The sequence below is a fragment of the Desulfonispora thiosulfatigenes DSM 11270 genome (assembly GCF_900176035.1).
GTDB lineage: Bacteria > Bacillota > Peptococcia > Peptococcales > Desulfonisporaceae > Desulfonispora > Desulfonispora thiosulfatigenes.
Window position 1 is genome coordinate 113,927 of record NZ_FWWT01000008.1, and the last position, 18,931, is coordinate 132,857.

General features: G+C 31.5%; 21 protein-coding genes and 1 riboswitch. Of the genes, 6 read left to right on the plus strand and 15 right to left on the minus strand.

The features are described 5' to 3' along the window. Positions 1-18: 18 nt before the first annotated feature. The 5 genes from B8965_RS02340 to tatA form a co-directional block, all read right to left on the minus strand. Complete coding sequence (locus B8965_RS02340; RefSeq protein WP_084052263.1) at positions 19-705, minus strand: hypothetical protein; 687 nt, start codon at positions 703-705, stop codon at positions 19-21. A gap of 93 nt (positions 706-798) precedes the next feature. Beyond that, positions 799-2,475 carry a nucleoside kinase gene (locus tag B8965_RS02345; RefSeq protein WP_084052264.1) on the minus strand — a complete coding sequence of 559 codons (1,677 nt, stop codon included), beginning with the start codon at positions 2,473-2,475 and terminating at the stop codon, positions 799-801. 243 nt (positions 2,476-2,718) lie between these two features. Beyond that, entirely contained in the window at positions 2,719-3,210 is a 492-nt protein-coding gene (locus B8965_RS02350) for a YajQ family cyclic di-GMP-binding protein (protein WP_084052265.1), read from the minus strand. A gap of 71 nt (positions 3,211-3,281) precedes the next feature. Then, positions 3,282-3,491, minus strand: coding sequence for a Sec-independent protein translocase subunit TatA/TatB (locus B8965_RS02355; protein ID WP_084052266.1), 210 nt, complete (start codon positions 3,489-3,491; stop codon positions 3,282-3,284). A 3-nt stretch (positions 3,492-3,494) separates the two neighbouring features. Then, on the minus strand, positions 3,495-3,665 hold the full coding sequence (gene tatA / locus B8965_RS02360; protein ID WP_084052267.1) for a twin-arginine translocase TatA/TatE family subunit: 171 nt from the start codon (positions 3,663-3,665) through the stop codon (positions 3,495-3,497). Between the two features lie 220 nt (positions 3,666-3,885). On the opposite strand from tatA, the gene B8965_RS02365 reads away from it, so the two are divergent. Further along, positions 3,886-4,158, plus strand: coding sequence for a zinc-ribbon domain containing protein (locus B8965_RS02365; RefSeq protein ID WP_084052268.1), 273 nt, complete (start codon positions 3,886-3,888; stop codon positions 4,156-4,158). Between the two features lie 35 nt (positions 4,159-4,193). On the opposite strand, the gene B8965_RS02370 is transcribed toward B8965_RS02365, so the two are convergent. From B8965_RS02370 to nifJ, 5 genes are all read right to left on the minus strand, one after another. After that, positions 4,194-4,772: a 2'-5' RNA ligase family protein gene (locus B8965_RS02370; protein ID WP_084052269.1), complete on the minus strand. Its 579-nt coding sequence runs from the start codon at positions 4,770-4,772 to the stop codon at positions 4,194-4,196. A gap of 46 nt (positions 4,773-4,818) precedes the next feature. Further along, the gene (locus B8965_RS02375) at positions 4,819-5,205 is read right to left on the minus strand and encodes a CoA-binding protein (RefSeq protein ID WP_084052270.1); all 387 of its coding nucleotides are present in this window, start codon (positions 5,203-5,205) and stop codon (positions 4,819-4,821) included. A 75-nt stretch (positions 5,206-5,280) separates the two neighbouring features. Then, on the minus strand, positions 5,281-5,952 hold the full coding sequence (locus B8965_RS02380; RefSeq protein WP_084052271.1) for an undecaprenyl diphosphate synthase family protein: 672 nt from the start codon (positions 5,950-5,952) through the stop codon (positions 5,281-5,283). A 79-nt stretch (positions 5,953-6,031) separates the two neighbouring features. Further along, the gene (locus B8965_RS02385; RefSeq protein ID WP_084052272.1) at positions 6,032-6,649 is read right to left on the minus strand and encodes a DUF3298 and DUF4163 domain-containing protein; all 618 of its coding nucleotides are present in this window, start codon (positions 6,647-6,649) and stop codon (positions 6,032-6,034) included. A gap of 115 nt (positions 6,650-6,764) precedes the next feature. Beyond that, positions 6,765-10,283: a pyruvate:ferredoxin (flavodoxin) oxidoreductase gene (nifJ, locus tag B8965_RS02390; RefSeq protein WP_084052273.1), complete on the minus strand. Its 3,519-nt coding sequence runs from the start codon at positions 10,281-10,283 to the stop codon at positions 6,765-6,767. Between the two features lie 332 nt (positions 10,284-10,615). Between nifJ and B8965_RS02395 the strand changes: the two genes are divergently transcribed. Beyond that, entirely contained in the window at positions 10,616-11,296 is a 681-nt protein-coding gene (locus B8965_RS02395; RefSeq protein WP_159446250.1) for a heparan-alpha-glucosaminide N-acetyltransferase, read from the plus strand. A 106-nt stretch (positions 11,297-11,402) separates the two neighbouring features. Here B8965_RS02395 and B8965_RS02400 read toward each other — a convergent pair whose 3' ends face one another. After that, a complete protein-coding gene (locus tag B8965_RS02400) occupies positions 11,403-11,711 on the minus strand; it encodes a YerC/YecD family TrpR-related protein (protein WP_084052275.1) in 309 nt (102 codons plus the stop codon). A 166-nt stretch (positions 11,712-11,877) separates the two neighbouring features. Next, positions 11,878-11,980, plus strand: a riboswitch (SAM riboswitch). A gap of 69 nt (positions 11,981-12,049) precedes the next feature. Here B8965_RS02400 and B8965_RS02405 point away from each other — a divergent pair. The 4 genes from B8965_RS02405 (at position 12,050) to B8965_RS02420 (ending at position 15,320) form a co-directional block, all read left to right on the plus strand. Then, a complete protein-coding gene (locus B8965_RS02405; protein WP_084052276.1) occupies positions 12,050-13,057 on the plus strand; it encodes a methionine ABC transporter ATP-binding protein in 1,008 nt (335 codons plus the stop codon). Further along, on the plus strand, positions 13,050-13,718 hold the full coding sequence (locus B8965_RS02410) for a methionine ABC transporter permease (RefSeq protein ID WP_084052277.1): 669 nt from the start codon (positions 13,050-13,052) through the stop codon (positions 13,716-13,718). The genes B8965_RS02405 and B8965_RS02410 overlap by 8 nt, the downstream gene beginning before the upstream one ends. Before the next feature lie 12 nt (positions 13,719-13,730). Next, entirely contained in the window at positions 13,731-14,561 is an 831-nt protein-coding gene (locus B8965_RS02415) for a MetQ/NlpA family ABC transporter substrate-binding protein (RefSeq protein WP_084052278.1), read from the plus strand. A gap of 96 nt (positions 14,562-14,657) precedes the next feature. Beyond that, complete coding sequence (locus tag B8965_RS02420; protein WP_084052279.1) at positions 14,658-15,320, plus strand: B3/B4 domain-containing protein; 663 nt, start codon at positions 14,658-14,660, stop codon at positions 15,318-15,320. 149 nt (positions 15,321-15,469) lie between these two features. Here the strand turns inward: B8965_RS02420 and B8965_RS02425 are convergent, their stop codons facing one another. The 4 genes from B8965_RS02425 to B8965_RS02440 all read right to left on the minus strand — a co-directional run bounded on the left by B8965_RS02425 (position 15,470) and on the right by B8965_RS02440 (position 18,896). Continuing rightward, a complete protein-coding gene (locus B8965_RS02425; RefSeq protein ID WP_159446251.1) occupies positions 15,470-16,636 on the minus strand; it encodes an AI-2E family transporter in 1,167 nt (388 codons plus the stop codon). Positions 16,637-16,695: 59 nt separating this feature from the next. After that, entirely contained in the window at positions 16,696-17,610 is a 915-nt protein-coding gene (locus B8965_RS02430; protein ID WP_084052281.1) for a TIGR01777 family oxidoreductase, read from the minus strand. A 286-nt stretch (positions 17,611-17,896) separates the two neighbouring features. Continuing rightward, a complete protein-coding gene (locus tag B8965_RS02435; RefSeq protein ID WP_084052282.1) occupies positions 17,897-18,445 on the minus strand; it encodes an NADH peroxidase in 549 nt (182 codons plus the stop codon). A 25-nt stretch (positions 18,446-18,470) separates the two neighbouring features. Then, positions 18,471-18,896 carry a Fur family transcriptional regulator gene (locus B8965_RS02440; protein ID WP_242941911.1) on the minus strand — a complete coding sequence of 142 codons (426 nt, stop codon included), beginning with the start codon at positions 18,894-18,896 and terminating at the stop codon, positions 18,471-18,473. Between the last annotated feature and the right edge of the window lie 35 nt (positions 18,897-18,931).

The following is an 18,931-nucleotide window of genomic DNA, read 5'->3' on the forward strand; positions in this document are numbered from 1 at the left end:
CAAACTTTACCTGATACTTTACTTGTTATTTTTAAAGCTAGGTACAGTATATTCTTGTAATTCTTCAGTAATCTTATATTCTTCACCAATATATTCTTGTTTTACTAATCCTAGTCCAGGTTTATAGTATACATAACTTATATTTCCATTTTCCGACTTTACAGTTACTTTAATACAATCGCTAAACTCACCTGCTGGAACTACAACCTTTTCGCTTAAAGAATCAATCGTAAATATATTACTTTCTGATTCCCAGGAATTACCTACCTCTATTGGTTCAGCTAAAATCACCTGGTCTACATTATTCTCTTGTTTTAAGATATTTTCATCTCCATACATTTCTTCTTGATTAAATACCACTTTTAATTTTCCATCTTGATATTCATAGATTCTGCCAAGAGTTGTCCCACCATTATTAAACTGAGTTTGCACCCTATTATCTTCACGATATAATACCTTTTGTTCAAATCCGGCAAATTCGTTTCCTTCTCCTTTTAGCGTCCAGCTATCTCCTGGATTTAAAGGATATACATCTTCAACTGTTAAGCTTACTGGTTCTGGTTCATTTTGATCATTTTGTTCGTTTTCATCCTTTACTGGCTCATTATCTTGTCCATCTGGTGTAGATGCAGCATCACATCCCGTAAAAATCAGCGTTACACTTAAACACAAAATTAATGTTAATAACATAATTTTTTTCTTCATATTATTTCCCTCCACAAAAAAGATTAAAAAATAGTTTCTTTTTTAACCTTATATATTAAATTAGTTAGAAAAAGCTAAAGCAAATATTAAGCTTTAACTTTCTCTAAAACAACTTCCACCGATAAATTCTTTTAAAATAGAGTTTATTGGAACATTATCTGGGAATGCAGGAACAAAGAATTGTAGTAACCGAATTAATCTTTGAGCCTCAAGAAATTCGGGCTCTCCAGGACCAATCTTTTCTAATTCAGGTTGCACCAAGCCTTTCAAAATTGCTTTTTCATATATGAGCGCTGAGTTAAACATATAGTCTGCTTCTTCTTGGAAAGGAAAAATATTTTTTGCTTCTCCCTTACGCACTGAAGGCCATCTATTAATAGTTTGCTTAGCACTAGTTCCCCTATATTGAATATCTCTGTAAATACGTCTAATTAACCTAGTATCAGAACTAGAAATAGGGGTCCAATCGTCAACATTTAATTGAGTCAAAGCACTTATATATATTTTCCTTTTATTACTATGTGGTATTGATTCGGTCAACTTTTCATTTAAGCCATGTATACCTTCAATAATTAAGACTTGATTAGCTTCTAATTTGACTTTATGACCTTCTGCTTTTCGTCTACCTGTAGTAAAGTCAAACCTTGGTACAATAACCTCTTTTCCATCAATCAAATCAACTAAATGTCGATTAAATAATTCTAAATCTAAAGCATTGATACTCTCAAAATCCAAACCACCATTTTCATCTTTAGGAGTAAATTCCCGATCAACAAAATAATCATCTAACGAAATAGTTATAGGTTTTATACCATTAACTCTTAATTGAATATAAAGTCTATGGGCAAAGGTCGTCTTCCCTGAAGATGAAGGTCCAGCAATCAAAATGAGCTTTACTTCGTCATTATGGTCACTAATACTTTTAGCAATTTCATATAGATTTCTTTCATGTAGGGCTTCATTAATTTGAACAAATTCACCTAATTGATTTGTTTCAATAATATTATTAAGTTGAGCAATATTTTCAACTTCTAATAGTTCACCCCAACGCTCACCTTCATATAATATTTGTGAAAGCTTTTGGGGGGCATGATAAGTTGGTAAAATGTTAGGATTGTTTTTTGCTGGTATCCTCAAAATAAGTCCATAGTGATAGCTATGTAAATCAAAAAGTTTTAAAACTCCTGTACTTGTAGCAACTGGTTCATAAAAATAGTCAAATACAGTACCACAACTATATAAACTTACTGTATCTCCTGGTTTATATTTAATATTATTAGCATTTTCAAATCTACCTTGACCTTGGAAAAATTTAATTGCATCATTTTTGAAAATATCTTGACGTTTAATAGGTCTATTTTCTGCAATGATTCTTTTCATTTCATTTTTTATAGCATTAACATTCTCTTCAACTAAAATCCTAAAATCTTCACATCTTATTTCACAATAGGTACCATGAGGCAAGGAATGCTCAATTTTTAAAGTAGCCTTGGGAAAAATATTATTTACAGCTGTCGCTAACACTAAAAAAAGACCTCGTTTATATATCCTCATGCCAATATCATTAGTTGTATCTATCCAAGTAATATTACTATCTGCATAAATAGGGTATGTTAATTCCTGAATTTGACCATTAACTATGGCTGCTAGCGGAGTGTGTAGTGGCGCAGGTACTACTTTTAAAATATCCTCAAGTGTTGAGCCTTGATCAATTTGTAATGGTTGATTATTAACCTCAACATTTATAAGATTCTGGTTTAATACTTTCATACTTTTATTTCCCCCTCCCAGTCACTTACTTATATATATTCATACTATATTCTAGATATAAGAGCAAATCCCTTTTATTGCGTTTCTATCTAAAAGTTTAAGTGTCTTTAACTAGTATAAGTAAGTTTCTTTTTTCTATGTAAACTTGAATAGGTTTACCTAATATGCAGCTGTACTTTATTAAAATCCAAAATAAAAAACCCTAATTAAATCGGAATAAACAGATTTAACTAAGGTTTTCTCTTATCTATAATTATTAAATTGTAAATCTACATCATATTCTTTACCTTTTAAAGTCGCAATTACAGATTGCAAATCATCAAGTTTTTTGCCAGTTACTCTAACTTGGTCTTCCTGGATAGAGGCTTGCACCTTAAGCTTCATGTTCTTTATATCTTTAACAATTTCTTTAGCTACATCTGTAGAAAGTCCTTGCTGTATTTTCACCATTTGTTTGACTAATCCGCCACCTACATCTTCAACTTTACCATAATCAAAGTTTTTAACTGAAACATTTCGACGGATAAGTTTCGTTTGTAAAATATCTACTACGCTGTTTAATCGCATAGTATCATCTGCAATAATTTTTATTTCTTCTTTTTCGAGTTTAACTTCGGACTTACTATTTTTAAAATCAAATCTTTGACTAATCTCTTTATTAGTCTGGTTTATAGCATTGTCTACTTCTTGCATATCCACTTTGGATACTACATCAAAAGATGGATCCTTTGCCAATATAATTACCCCCTTTTACCAGTAATTATATCTCATTTCACTAGAAAATATAATGAAAACTTCTATATTAATTATTTTTGACCATTCTGAGTACTAGTTGCAGTTTCTTCTGTTTCATTTGCCTCAGACATTACTGACTGTTTGAGATCTGTAGAAGCCTTTTTAAATTCTTTGATTCCATTTCCGAGGGATTTTCCTATTTCAGGTAGCTTGCTAGGTCCAAATATTACTAAAGCAACAATTAAAATCAAGGTTATTTCACCAAAACCTAAATTAAACATTTTTTAGCCCCCGATTTCTTCTTGATTTTCTTTATCATCTTTAACGGATTTTTTAAATTCTTTTAAAGATTGCCCTATAGCTTTGCCTACTCCAGGCAACTTTCCAGGTCCAAAAACAACTAAAACTAAAAATAAGATTAAAAGTAACTCAGGAATACCTATATTTCCAAACATCGCTGCACCCCCTAAAATAAGATATTTATAAATATCTTTTATTCTATTCTAACCCTAAATGCAGAGAGTTACAATTTCTTTTTTAATTAGAACTTTCTTGCTATTATATAAGTTTGCAATTATAATAGGTGTAGGAATAGTTTAGGTCCATTTAACTCACCTCCAAATTGGTGGTTTAAACCCTAATACCCTAGTTAAACCTGGAAAGGAGGTGCTCCACATGGAATTTCAAGATAGAACTATTGCCTGTAAAGAATGTTCTGAAGACTTTGTATTTACAGCGGGTGAACAAGAATTTTACGCTGAAAAAGGCTTTGAAAACGAACCTCAACGTTGCCCTGATTGCCGTAAAGCAAGAAAACAACGTGTAAATAATAGAAGAGAAAAAGAAATGTTTAATACAACATGCTCGAGCTGTGGAGTTGAAACTCAGGTACCATTCAAACCAAATGGTTTAAAACCTGTATATTGTAGAGATTGTTTTAGAAAATAATAAAAAAGCCGATTTCGGCTTTTTTTATTTGTTTACTATTCTTCTGTATCAGCTGCCCTTTTTAAATTAAAGGTTTGGATGATTTTTTTCTCAGAGGAAATTATAGGTCGCCATAATTCTAATCGCTCGATAACACACCTGCCCTGTACAGATATATCATTAACCATCTCTGAAGCTCTATAAAACTCTTCTTCACTCCACTCTCTATCAGCCCCAAAAACTCCTGCTATCGTAATATGAAACTTCCAACCACTAAAATTTTCACGGCTAGTGAGTCCCTTTGCCTGTAGTTGTTCATGGATTAAATAAGATAAGTTTTCAATAAAATAATTATCCCTTATTGCTAAAGTAATTGCTTTATGTGGTGGAGGAAAAAATTCAAATCCTTTTACTTCTAATGTAAAAGATTTAAATTTATCTACAATGCTACTAATAATTTGTTCACATTCTTTTAAATCTTCGTTATTTTCTATTTTTAGAACTTCAATGGTTGCATGCAAAGAAGGTTCTATCCATGAATAGAGATGAAATTCATTATTTATTTTTTCGCGTAAATCTTTAGCTAATTCTAAAACAGGACCTGTAGGTATGGCTACTAAAAATAATTGGTTCATAATATTTACCTCTGAATTCAATTATATTTACTATGTACAACTTTAATTATACATCCTTCGGGAATTTTTTGCTTAATTCAACTAATACACATCCCTCTAAGGCCATTATATCATTTTCCTGGCAAAAATTCAGAATTTCTTCACTTTCAGCTCCTGGTTGAATTAAGATTTTATTAATATTAAGTTCTTTAGCTTCTTTTACTAAGTTAATGCCTATTTTCGGATGAATACATAGGTCTATTGCATCTACCTTTTCGGTAATATCATCAAAAGATGTATAAACTTCTTCCTTTTTAGTGCGTGGATTTACTTTAAACACATTATATCCATGCTCCTCTAGCTTTTTAGTAATTTTATAGGCATATTTGTTTTCATTTAAAACGTCTCCACAAACAGCCCAATTTTTAAATTGTAAGAAATCTTGACCGCTCATAACCTTACCCCTTTTATTATAGTATATTTACATATGTTCATTTTAACTTATTATATTAATCGGGTAAATAGTTGTTTATCCACCCAAGGTAATATCTTGATCTTGATACCAATTAAGTGCGTTATAAAATTGTTCTGGCTTAAAATCTGGCCATAAATCATCTACTATAAAAAAATCAGCATAGATAGATTGTACAGGTAAAAAACCACTTAATCTTCTTCTCCCTCCCCAGCGTACAATTAAGTCCATACGTGAGATATCAGAAGATGCAATACTCTTTATTAAAGAATCATGACTCCAATCTCCTTCAAAAGCCTTGTTTTTCAAAGTATAGTTTAAATCCCAGTTCCAACCGTAATTCACTAGAAAATTAACTTTAATTAATCCTTTGCCAAACTTAACTCTTTTAGTATAAGGAATTAGTTCTTTAGGAAATAAAGGCGAAGATGTGTTCCCCACAACTAATAAATCAGCATCCCTATTGGCTAATTTTTCTACTGCATCTACGCAAGCTTTTTGAAATGCTTTAGTTTGAATAGCAGGTCTTTTAGTATTATCTTGAGTAAACCCATATAAGGTTAATTCCTCCACGCCTAACTCAAGGCACAATTCATAAAGCTTAAAACCTGGATCAATACCATAATCATACCCATCTTGTTTATTAAAGCCATTATTTAAAGCCCATCTCCGATTCCCATCAGGAATAATACCGATATGTTTAGGCACACGTTTAAAGTTTATAATCATCACACACCTTTTTTTATGATTGCTTTTTATCAGTATTATTCCACAAATAGGAGTCTTCCATACATATTTCTAGGTTATTTTAAAAGGATCCAAACATCATACCTAATGGACCTTCTTCATCAATAATATCTTCAATTTCATATATTGAAATTGGGAAGTAAGGTATTCCATAGGCATAGGCAGTTAATTCATATAATTGAAAATAAATAACTAATGATTTATCAGCTATATAAAATTCTTGATTTCTTTTTATTCCAGTAAATTCTTCAAATAAAGATATATCTCTTTGTTCGATTTGCTTTTTAATAATATCAGATAAAACCTGAACATAATTACTTCCTTTTTTAAATAAATCCTTAAGCTCATATTTTTGACCTGTTTGCATGTTAAAGGTTAAAGAATCCATAAGGGTAAGTCCATGGGCTCCCCCTGAATATGCATAATTACCTAAAGAAATACTTAAAATTGATCTTTGATTATTTTTAATTTCATAGAATCCCGATACTTCTGTTTGAGGATTTTCGTAAAATCCTTGCTTTACATTCATTTCATGCACCTTATTTGCAATTGTAGTATTTACCCTTTGCGCTACATAAGGATTAATATTATAATCATGAACTACTGGATAATATATATCCATTCTTGGCCTAACTAGACGCATAGTAGTTGTATTAACTGGAAATCTAGATTTATCCATAAATTTTACCTCCTATTTTAAAATAACTTTCTATCTATTTTATTCAAATAGGGGCAAAATGCTTGCAAAAAAAGCAGGAAGGAAATTAATCCTACCTGCTTTTTATATATTTATATTATTGAGCTGCTTTCTTTTTATATCCTTCGTATCTTGCTAAAGCATTCTTTTCTGTTTGAACAAATAAATCTTCAGCATGATCTGGATATGCTTTTAATAAAGATGTATAACGAACTTCTCCCATGATAAAGTCTCTGAAGCTACCTGTTGGCTCTTTTGAATCAAGGACAAATGGGTTCTTTCCTTCTTCTTCAAGAAGAGGGTTGAATCTCCATAAATGCCAGTATCCACTGTCAACAGCATCTTTCATTTGTTGCATTGATTTACCCATACCTTTTCTAATACCATGATTTACACATGGAGCATAAGCAATAATTAAAGATGGACCTGGATAGCTTTCAGCTTCTTTAATAGCTTTTAAAGTTTGATTCATATTTGCACCCATTGCTATTTGTGCAACATAAACATAACCATAAGTTGCTGCAATCATACCTAAGTCTTTCTTCTTAATCTTTTTACCAGAAGCTGCAAATTTAGCAACTGCTCCAGTTGGAGTAGATTTTGCTGCCTGACCACCAGTATTAGAGTAAACTTCTGTATCAAATACGAAAATATTAATGTCTTCACCAGAAGCTAATACGTGGTCTACACCACCAAATCCGATGTCATAAGACCAGCCGTCTCCACCAAAGATCCATTGAGATTGCTTGATTAGATAGTTTTTACCTTTTAAAATTTCTTTAACTAGTTCATGATCTTCTTGCTCTAATAAAGGTAATAATTTAGCTGTCGCTTCTTTAGAAGCTTCGCCATTATCTTTATTTGCAATCCATTCCTTCATTGCTTCTGTTAATTCAGCTGATATGTTAGCTTCAATTGCTTGTTCCATTACCATCGCAATTCTTTCTCTGTTCTTTCTAGAACCCATTAACATACCATAACCAAATTCTGCATTATCTTCAAATAATGAGTTAGCCCAAGCAGGTCCTTTACCTTCTTTATTTGTGCAATATGGCATACTTGGAGCTGATCCACCCCAAATTGATGAACAACCTGTAGCATTTGCAATCATCATTCTATCACCAAATAATTGAGTGATTAATTTTGCATAAGGTGTCTCTCCACAACCCGCACAAGCACCAGAGAATTCAAATAAAGGTTGTGCAAATTGGCTACCTTTTACAGAGTCTTTACTCATTAAGTTATCTTTGTAATCAACAGAATTTTCAAGGTAATTCCAGTTATCAGCTTCAGTTTCAGCTACAACATCAAGATTTTTCATCACTAATGCTTTTTCTTTAGCTGGGCAAACATCAGCACAACTTCCACAGCCAGCACAGTCATAAGGACTTACTTGGATACGGAATTCTAAACCTTCAAATTGTTTACCAATAGCTTTTTTAGTTTGTAAATTTTCAGGCGCATTTTTTACGTCTTCTTCATTTAATAAGAATGGTCTAATAGCTGCATGTGGACATACTAGAGCACATTGATTACATTGGATACAATTGTCCACTACCCATTCAGGTACCTTAATAGCTATTCCACGTTTTTCATATTTAGCTGTAGCTTGTGGGAATGTACCATCTTCCATACCTATAAATGTACTTACTGGTAATTTATCCCCCTGTTGTTGATTCATTGGCTCAATAACATTTTTAACAAACTCAGGAACATCAGTAGTTGCTGCTACTTCATCTAAAACATTTATTTGAGTCCAAGTAATCGGAACATCTATTTTAACTAAAGCTTCTGCCGCACGGTCAACAGCTGCATTGTTCATGTTAACAATTGCGTCACCTTTTTTACCATAAGTCTTTTTAATTGCCGTTTTAATATAGCCTACTGCCTCATCATAAGGAATAACATTAGCTAATTTAAAGAATGCAGATTGAGTAACCATATTTGTTCTATGACCAAGTCCTACTTCTGCTGCAATATCAATTGCATTAATAATGTAGAAGTTTGCTTTCTTTTCAGCTAAGTGCTTTTTAAGACTAGCTGGTAAATGCTCTTCTACTTCAGAAGGATCCCAGTTGCAGTTTAATAAGAAAGTACCACCCTCTTTTAAACCTTCGATAACATCATATTGATAAATATAAGCCTGTTTGTGACAAGCAATATAGTCAGCTTGGTCAATTAAATAAGTTGATCTAATTGGTGTCTTACCAAAACGCAAGTGAGAAATAGTAATACCACCAGATTTTTTAGAGTCATATGCAAAATATCCTTGTGCATAAAGATCAGTGTTATCACCGATAATTTTAATAGCGTCTTTGTTAGCTCCTACTGTACCATCAGAACCAAAGCCCCAGAACTTACAGCTTGTAATATCTTTAGGTGCAACATTAATTTGCTCTGTAGGATTTAAACTTGTAAATGTAACGTCATCATTGATTCCGATTGTAAATCCGTTTTTAGGCTCATCAGCATTTAAGTTTTCAAATACTGCTTTAAGGTAAGTTGGAGTTACATCTTTAGATCCAAGTCCATATCTTCCGCCTACGATTAATGGAGAATTCTCTCTACCATAAAATAAAGCACGAATTTCTTCAAATAAAGGTTCGCCTAATGCGCCTGGCTCTTTAGTTCTATCTAAAACAGCAATTTTCTTAACTGTTTCTGGTAATACATCAAAGAAATATTTTGGAGAAAATGGACGATATAAATGGATTTTAATAATACCTACTTTTTCTCCTCTTGCTACTAAATAGTCTACAGTTTCTTCTAAAGATTCAGTTACTGAACCCATTGCAATAACAACACGTTTAGCATCAGGAGCACCATAATAATTAAATGGTTTATACTCTCTACCTGTAATGTCGCTAATTTCTTTCATGTAGTCTGCTACGATATCTGGAACAGCATCATAGAATTTATTTTGTACTTCACGACCTTGGAAGAACACGTCAGGGTTTTGAGCCGTACCTCTTAATACTGGTGCCTCTGGATTTAAAGCGCGATCTCTAAATTCTTGAACTGCTTCTTTATCTAATAATCTGTCAAAATGTTCGTAATCCATTACTTCTACTTTTTGAATTTCATGAGAAGTTCTAAAACCATCAAAGAAATGTAAAAATGGCATTCTAGCTTTAATTGCTGCTAAGTGAGCAACTCCACCTAAATCCATTACTTCTTGTACACTACCAGTTGCAAGCATAGCAAATCCAGTTTGACGACAAGCCATAACGTCTGAATGATCTCCAAAGATATTAAGAGCATGTGTTGCTAATGAACGAGCACTTACGTGGAATACAGCTGGTAAAAGTTCACCTGCAAGTTTATACATATTAGGAATCATTAATAATAAACCTTGAGATGCTGTATAAGTAGTTGTTAAAGCACCAGCTTGTAAAGAACCGTGTACAGTACCAGCAGCCCCTGCTTCAGATTGTAATTCAGTTACTGTTACTGTTTGTCCAAAAATATTTTTCTTTCCTTGTGAACTCCACTCTTCAACGGACTCTGCCATTGGTGAAGATGGTGTAATAGGGTATATTGAAGCAATTTCTGTAAACGCATATGAACAATGTGCGGCTGCAGTATTGCCATCCATAGTTTTCATTACTTTTGCCATTAAAAAATTCACTCCTTAGTAAAATTAAAATAAATTTAACTTATCTCATTATACACACAAGTAATAAGTCTTGTGAAGTTCATTACAATATTTTGTAATTTTCTAAATAATATCTATATTAAATCAACTCCTTTAATCCCCCCTTATTATTTTACTTTTTTACTATAATCATGATTATATTTACTTAAAATTACATAAATAATTATATAATTCTAAATTATGTGGTGTGTTAATATATAATTTAAAATTTTCAGTTTATTTTTGCTTTTTATATATTAAATAAAACTAATTTATCCTAGTATAATGAGCATTTTATGGTTAAAATATTAGTTATGAACAGAATATGGGAAATAGACTTTTTACGTGGAATAGCTCTTGTTTTAATGATTTATTATCACCTATGTTTTGACTTAGTAGAATTTTATGATTATTCACTTAATTACGAAGGAGGTCTTATCTATTTGCTCGGCAAATTATCTTCTACTCTTTTTATTATTTTAGCAGGTATTAGTAGTAGTTTAAGTAAAAACAATTATAAAAGAAGTATCAAAATACTCGGGTTTGCCTTAATAATAACAATTGCAACTTATATCTTTGATCCCGAGACATATATTAGATTTGGTATTTTGCATTTATTAGGATTAAGTATTTTTCTTTCTACCTTTTTTATTAAACTATCTAAATATACACTACTGATTTTAGGTCTTTTAATTACTTTAATAGGATATTACTTTAAAAATATAACCATGTCTAGTAATTTATTGTTCCCTCTAGGGCTAATTAATGATAACTACATATCCTTAGATTACTTTCCCCTCTTTCCCTACTTTGGAGTATTTCTGTTAGGAATGTTTTTAGGAAAGATTTTGTACCAGCAAAAAAGGTCAATAATTAATCTTAATTTAAATATTGAAGCTATCTCTTACTTAGGAAGACATTCCTTACTAATTTATTTAGTGCACCAGCCTCTTTTATTAGCTTTTTTATATCTATTCTATAGTATTTTTGAGTAAAAACATACTAAAATTTATGTCTAAAGAACAGATTAAGCTTATGCTACTTCTTAGTCTGTTCTTTATTTACTTAATTAAGGAAACTAATCAACATGTTAAGTTAATTTTATTCTTCGTGGATTTCTTCTGCCTGAACTTTATTTAAAATTAGTTTATAACCATCAGCACCATAATTTAGACACTTTTTAACGCGACTAATAGTAGCGGTGCTTGCACCTGTTTCCGTAGCAATATCTGTATAAGTTCTATCTTTATCTAACATTTTGGCTACTTCTAACCTTTGAGCAATTGACTTTAATTCGCTAATTGTCAAAATATCCTCAAAAAACCGGTGACATTCTTCTGTATTTTCTAATAATAATATTGCTTCTATAAATTTATCAATAAACGGTTCTTTTAAACGATTATTATACATTAGATTCGCTCCTTTATTATTTCTAACTCACACTTTAACATACTAATATTTTACCAATATAATATACATAATTAAAGCTTTAAATCTTATTAGTTGTATTTCCTACTTAAACTTATTGACAGATAAATATAGTGATGCTATTATTTTTCTTAAAGCAAATAACATATAACCATCAAGAGAGGTGGAGGGACTGGCCCTGTGAAACCCGGCAACAACTGATTTAATCAGAAATGTGCCAATTCCAGCAGAAAAACTCTGAGAGATGGTAGTAATATTAGTTTATTACCTCTCGTATACAGCGAGGGGTTTTTTGTTATCTATGATTCGAGGTGTAATATTTGATTAAAATAAATGAACTAACTAAAATTTACGGCACAGGAAAAGGCTCTGTTAAGGCTATTGATAATATTAGTTTGGATATTAAAAAAGGTGATATTTATGGTATTATTGGCTTAAGTGGAGCTGGTAAAAGTAGTTTAATTAGATGTATTAACCTTTTAGAAAAACCAACTAAGGGTAGTATTAAAATTAATGATGTAGATATAGTTAAGCTTAAAAATCCTGTAGTAAGAAAAATCAGACAAAAAATAGGAATGATTTTTCAGCATTTTAATCTTTTAAGTTCTCGTACTGTGCTAGAAAATATTATGTTGCCTTTAGAAGTAGCTGATATCCCAAAAGACAAAAGGCTAGAACGCGCTACTGAGCTACTTAAGCTGGTTAATCTTGAAGATAAAGCAAATATGTATCCTTCTCAGCTTAGTGGTGGGCAAAAACAAAGAGTGGGTATAGCTCGTGCAATTGCAAATGAACCTGATATATTACTATGTGATGAAGCTACTTCAGCCCTTGACCCGCAAACTACTCACTCAATTTTACAATTATTAAAATCAATTAATGAAAAATTCAAAATAACGATAGTTCTAATTACTCATGAAATGGAAGTTATCAAAACCGTATGTAATGAAGTTGCTGTTATTGAAGGTGGCCATATTGTGGAAAAAGGTAGGGTTTTAGATATTTTCACTAATCCTAAGCATCCTACTACTCAAACCTTTTTAGGACATAATGATAAGAAATTGCCTGCTAGCGTATTAAAGGATTTACTAGGTTTTATCCTTAGTATAACCTTTTTAGGACCTAGCGCAAAAGAACCTTTAGTAGCTATTTTACAACAAGAATTAAACTTATCTCCTAATATTTTATGGGGTAAAATAGAAACAATCCAAGATACAACGGTTGGTCATCTAATTCTACATATAAAAGGAACAGATGACGAAAGACAAAAAGCTTCAAAACTTCTTGAAAGTAAAGGAGTTAGTGTGGAGGTTTTAAAACATGCTTGAATTTTTTAGTTTTATCCCGAATATAAATTTAATCATTGATGGAGTTTGGCAAACTCTTTATATGCTCTTTGCATCAGTAATAATTTCACATATTATTGGAGTGCCTTTAGGTATTTTATTAGTTGTAACTGATGAAAAACATATATTACCGTTCCCAGCATTTAATAAAATCTTAGGAATTATCATTAATATTGGTAGATCAATTCCCTTTATAATTCTATTAGTTGCTATTATTCCATTTACAAGATGGTTAGTAGGTTCAAGTATTGATACTACTGCCTCAATAGTTCCCTTAACTGTAGGTGCTATTCCCTTAGTAGCAAGAATGGTCGAAAGTTCTCTTAAAGAGATTTCATGGGGTTTAATCGAAGCAGCTTTAAGTATGGGTGCTTCTCCTATGCAAATTATTTTTAAAGTTTTATTACCTGAGTCTTTACCATCTTTAATTTTAGGAGCAACAATAACTGCAGTAACCTTGGTAAGTTTCTCGGCTATGGCTGGAGCTATTGGTGGTGGAGGATTAGGAGATATTGCTGTTCGTTACGGTTATCATCGGCATCAAACTGATGTAATGTGGTTTTCTATTGTAATTCTGACTGTACTTGTACAAATAATGCAGGTTTTCGGGGAATTCCTTTCCCAAAAAATAAGAAAAAGCTAAGGAGGATTATTAATGAATTTCAAGAAAATTATTTCCATCACTATCATCTTGCTTTTAGCAGTAAGTTTGGTAGGTTGCGGGGGCCAAGATGCACCTAAGGAAAATGCAGACGGAGCAAAAGTTATTAAAGTTGGTGCTAGCCCTACCCCTCATGCAGACATATTAGAAAAAGCAGGGGAATTATTAAAAGAAAAAGGCTATGAGTTAAAAGTTACTGAATTTACTGATTATGTAATGCCTAATACAGCTTTGGATGAAGGTAGCATTGACGCTAACTACTTCCAACACCTTCCATACCTTGAGGATTTTAATAAATCTCATAATTTAGATTTAGTGTCTGCTGTGAAAGTTCACTTTGAACCTTTAGGAATTTATAGTGCAAATCTTAAATCTTTAGAAGAACTTAAAGATGGGGATAAAATCGCTGTTCCTAATGATCCTAGTAACGAAGCAAGAGCTTTATTATTATTAGAAAGTGCTGGTCTTATCAAAGTTGATAGTGAAAAAGGTTTAAATGCTACACCTCAAGATATTGAAAATCCAAGAAATTTTCAAATTGTAGAGTTAGAAGCTGCTAGCTTAAGTACTTCTTTAGAAGATGTATCACTTGCTGTTATTAATGGAAATTATGCAATTGATGCTGACTTAAACCCTGCTAAAGATGCTTTAGCAAGTGAAGAAAAAACTTCTTTAGCTGCTGACACGTTTGCCAATATCATTGCAGTAAAAAATGAAACTAAAGACAGTGATTCTATCAAAGCTTTAGTTGAAGTATTAACTTCACCTGAAATGAAGAAGTTTATTGAAGAAAAATATGAAGGTGCAGTTATACCTGTATTTTAAGAAATAATTATAAGTTATAATCCTAAAAGCGCAGGTATTAAATTACCTCGCTTTTTTATGTAAATTTTTTATTAACTTACTCAAAGGAGAATTAATATGCAAATCCAAATTTCGCCTGAATTAAAAGAAATCTGGCCAGAAATCAGACTGGGTTGTCTTAAAGCAAAAGTAAATTTAACTGAAAATAACAGCTTATTAGCAAATGAAATGGACTCCTTATGTAAAGAATTTGAAAATAAGTATGTGATTGAGGACATTAATAAATTACCTCATCTTAAAGAAACTAGAAGTGCCTATAAAAAATTAGGTAAAGATCCTTCGCGATATCGGGTATCTTCTGATGCCTTAATTCGTAGAATCTTAAAAGGCAAAGGGTTATTTAAAATTAATAACATTGTCGATATAATTAATTTAGTATCAGTACAAACCTTCTATTCCCTTGGTGCTTATGATTTAGAAAAGATAAAGGGCAATATAATTTTAACTGTTGGAAAAGCAGGCGAAAGTTATAAAGGTATCGGTAGATCAGATATTATTAATTTAGAAAACTTACCTGTATTTTCTGATGAAGAAGGTCATTTTGGGAGCCCTACGAGTGATTCTGAAAAAGCCATGATAACCTTAGATACCAAAGAAGTATTAATTTTTATCAATTCTTTTAGTGGAGAAGAAGATTTAAATGAGGCTTTAGATATCCTTGAAGAAAAGCTCGTTAAGTACGCTAGCGCTAGTAATATTCAAAAAAGTATTATCAAATAAAAACAACCCTAAAATACGATGCTCTCTGGTAATAGACAATTAAACTTAGAACTATTTATTATCAGAGACCATCTAAAATATGGGTTATCTTTTTAAGTATGTAATTACTTTGACTTTTTTACTAATTTGGTCTTTACTTATTTATTTGCCTAATAACTTGTTCTTTTACTTATTTTTAAACTTAGATTTTGTAATTTTTTCTTTTTTGATTTAACAGGAGTTAATTTATCGATTTCTAGATCTTCCATATGTTTATCCTTTAAACGAATATCTACTAGCTCTTCTAAAAGGGTTTTACCTAATACCAATACAGGAACCCCAAGAAACATACCTACTACACCATAAATGCTTCCTCCCAGGGTTACCGCAGTAATAATCCAAAATGGCCCGACACCAACCTTATCTCCTAAGATTAAAGGTCCTAAAATAAGTCCATCAAATTGTTGAATTAAAATTATGACTATTGCTACCCAAAGGGCCTGGGCGGGACTATGTATTAAGGTAATTAAAATAGCTGGTATAGCACCAATAAAAGGTCCAAAATAAGGTATCATATTCGTTACCCCAATTATTAATCCTATTAGCGAATAATACGGAACTTGTAAAACGGCTAAAATACCAAAAGTTAAAAACCCAATAATTGCTGAATCAATAATTTTTCCAATTAAAAAACCAGAAAAAATTTCATTAGCTTTTCGACTAATTCGTACTACCTCATCCCCCTGCTCTTTAGTTGCATATGCATAAACTAATCTTTTAAGTCTTGCTAACAGATCATGCTTATCTAATAACATATAAATAGCAATTACAAGTGAAATTATGGTATTAAAAATACTAGAAGTCCAAGATAACAATTCTTTTAAAATGCTACCCGTAGACTGACCTACTTTCATTAAAATTTCTTCTAAAGATTCACGAAAAAATTGATTAATAGCAACAATATAATCATTGTCTAAATTAATGAAAAACTTTTCTAAAAAATAAAAATTTATATTTCCCTTAGAAAAATTGTTAACTAAACTTCTTGTACTATTAATTAAACTTGGAATCCCGATAGCAGTAGCATAAATTCCCACAAGTAATAAGATTAAGCACGTAATTAAAACACTTTGACCCCTTTTTAATCTTAAAGTTCTCTCATACCAAGTTACAATATTATCTAATAAATACGCAAGAGCAAAAGCTACTAATACTGGTTTAAAAACATTTATAGTCTCATGTCTCATGCCAGAATTACTTATAAATAAATAGATTAAAATACCAGTAAAAATAAGCATTAATATTTTATTAAAAGAAAATTGGTTGTCTTGCTTCATCAGCATCCACCTCATACGTAGTTATATTTATTATTATTCCAATATAATACAATTATTAATCAATTCTTTTTCTGAATAATTTCTTCTAAAGCTTTTTTTATCTGGGGATATTTATATTCAAACCCCAGCCTAGTGATTTTCTGTGGTAGAGCCCTTTGACCTTTTAAAACAACATCAGCCATTTCACCCATTACTAATCTAATTAAAAATCCAGGAATAAATAAAAAAGATGGCTTCTTTAATACGTTACCTAAAACCTTATTAAGTTCTTTCATTGTTAAGGGCTCCAGAGAGGTAGCATTCACAGGTCCTGAAACACTCTCATTTTCTAGACAATACAAATATATCTTAGCTAAGTCGTCTTCCTGAACCCACGAAAACCACTGTTTGCCACTACCTAGTGTTCCTCCCATAAAAAACTTATAAGGCAAGGTGATTTTATCAAGAACTCCTCCATCCCCCAAGACAATACCCGTTCTAATTAACACAACTCTTACACCTAACTCCTGCGCTTCTAGCGCTTCCATCTCCCACTTTTTACAGACATTTGCTAAAAAATCATCTCCTGGTGCTGACTCTTCAGTAAGTGCTTCATCTCCCCGATCTCCATAATATCCTACCGCTGATGCATTTATCAAAATCTTAGGATTGATTATCTTTTGTTTCATAGATTGAACTATTGCACGAGTTGCATTAATTCGGCTTTTTAAAATAGCATCCTTCGTCTTTTGATTCCATCTTTTATCAGCAATTGATACTCCAGCTAAATTAATTATACAATCTGCATCTTCCATACCTGCAGGGATAAGGTTTGTAAAATAATCCCACTCTATATGGGATACTTCATATGAAAATATATTTTTTGATTTATTTATATTCCTGCTTACAATCATTACCTCATGACCATTATCAAGTAAATACGCAATTAGTTTTCTTCCGACTAAACCAGTTCCACCAAAAACAACTACTTTCATAATAAACAACCCACTTTCGTTTTTTATCCCCTTATTCTTATCTATTATTGTTTATTCTCTTTATTTCTTATCTTTCCTTCTACTCTTCATATTCTTTACCAAAAATTGCTCAACTATTAGACAGACTTTTGGTGTATTGCTAATTCAATCAATTTGCCCACCATTTGCCCACATAAATTTAAGTTTTAATAAAATCAACAAAAATACAAAAAAATAAACCCTGGTACACTAGTTCCATTAACACTAGTAATACCAAGGTCTTAAGCTATATCAAATCTAATTATTCTTAACCAAAATATCTCTTTAAAAGTCCTGCAAATGCTTGGCCGTGTCGTGCTTCGTCTTTGCACATTTCATGAACTGTATCATGAATAGCATCGTAATTAAGTTGTTTAGCCTTAGTAGCTAAATCCTTTTTACCTTGACAGGCACCATGCTCAGCATCTACTCTTAATTGTAGGTTTGTTTTAGTATCAGCAGCTACTACTTCACCTAAAAGCTCAGCAAACTTTGCAGCATGATCTGCTTCTTCATAAGCGATTCTTTTATAAGCTTCAGCTACTTCAGGATATCCTTCTCTATCAGCCTGTCTGCTCATTGCAAGGTACATTCCAATTTCTGTACATTCACCCATGAAGTTATCTCTTAATCCTTGCACTACTTCTTCGTCTAATCCTTTAGCTACGCCAATTTTATGCTCATCAGCCCATGCTAAGTTTTCGCTATCTTGTTTTTCATTGAATTTGTCTTTACTTACACCACATTGTGGACATTTTTCTGGAGCTTCATTTCCCTCATGAGTATAACCACATACTGAACAAATAAATTTTTTCATTTTAAATCCCCCTATTTTATATGTTTTAATTTATACATTTTTTACAAATGCCTTTAAAATACATCTGTTCTTCTAAAATTTTAAAACCTTCTAATTCTTTAATAGGATACTTTGAAAAATCATGAAATATATCATAAACCTTGCCACATGTTTTACATTTAAAATGTGCATGATTAGATGTGTCAGCGTCATAGCGCATTTCATTTTCTTCAATACCTATTAATTGAATTATTTTTTTGTCTAAGAATATATTTAGAGTATTGTAAACTGTTGTTTTAGATAATGTTGGAATATTTTGCACTAATTCTTGATAAATGTTGTCTACAGTGGGATGATTTTTATATTTTATTAAATACTCATAAATTCTAATTCTCTGGTACGACGGTTTGATTTCATTTTCTTTTAAATACTTTTCTATATCCGTCATATTTATTCCAACCTTTCTCTGCAATATCCCTCCTGTGATGATTTCTACTTTGTAATGAT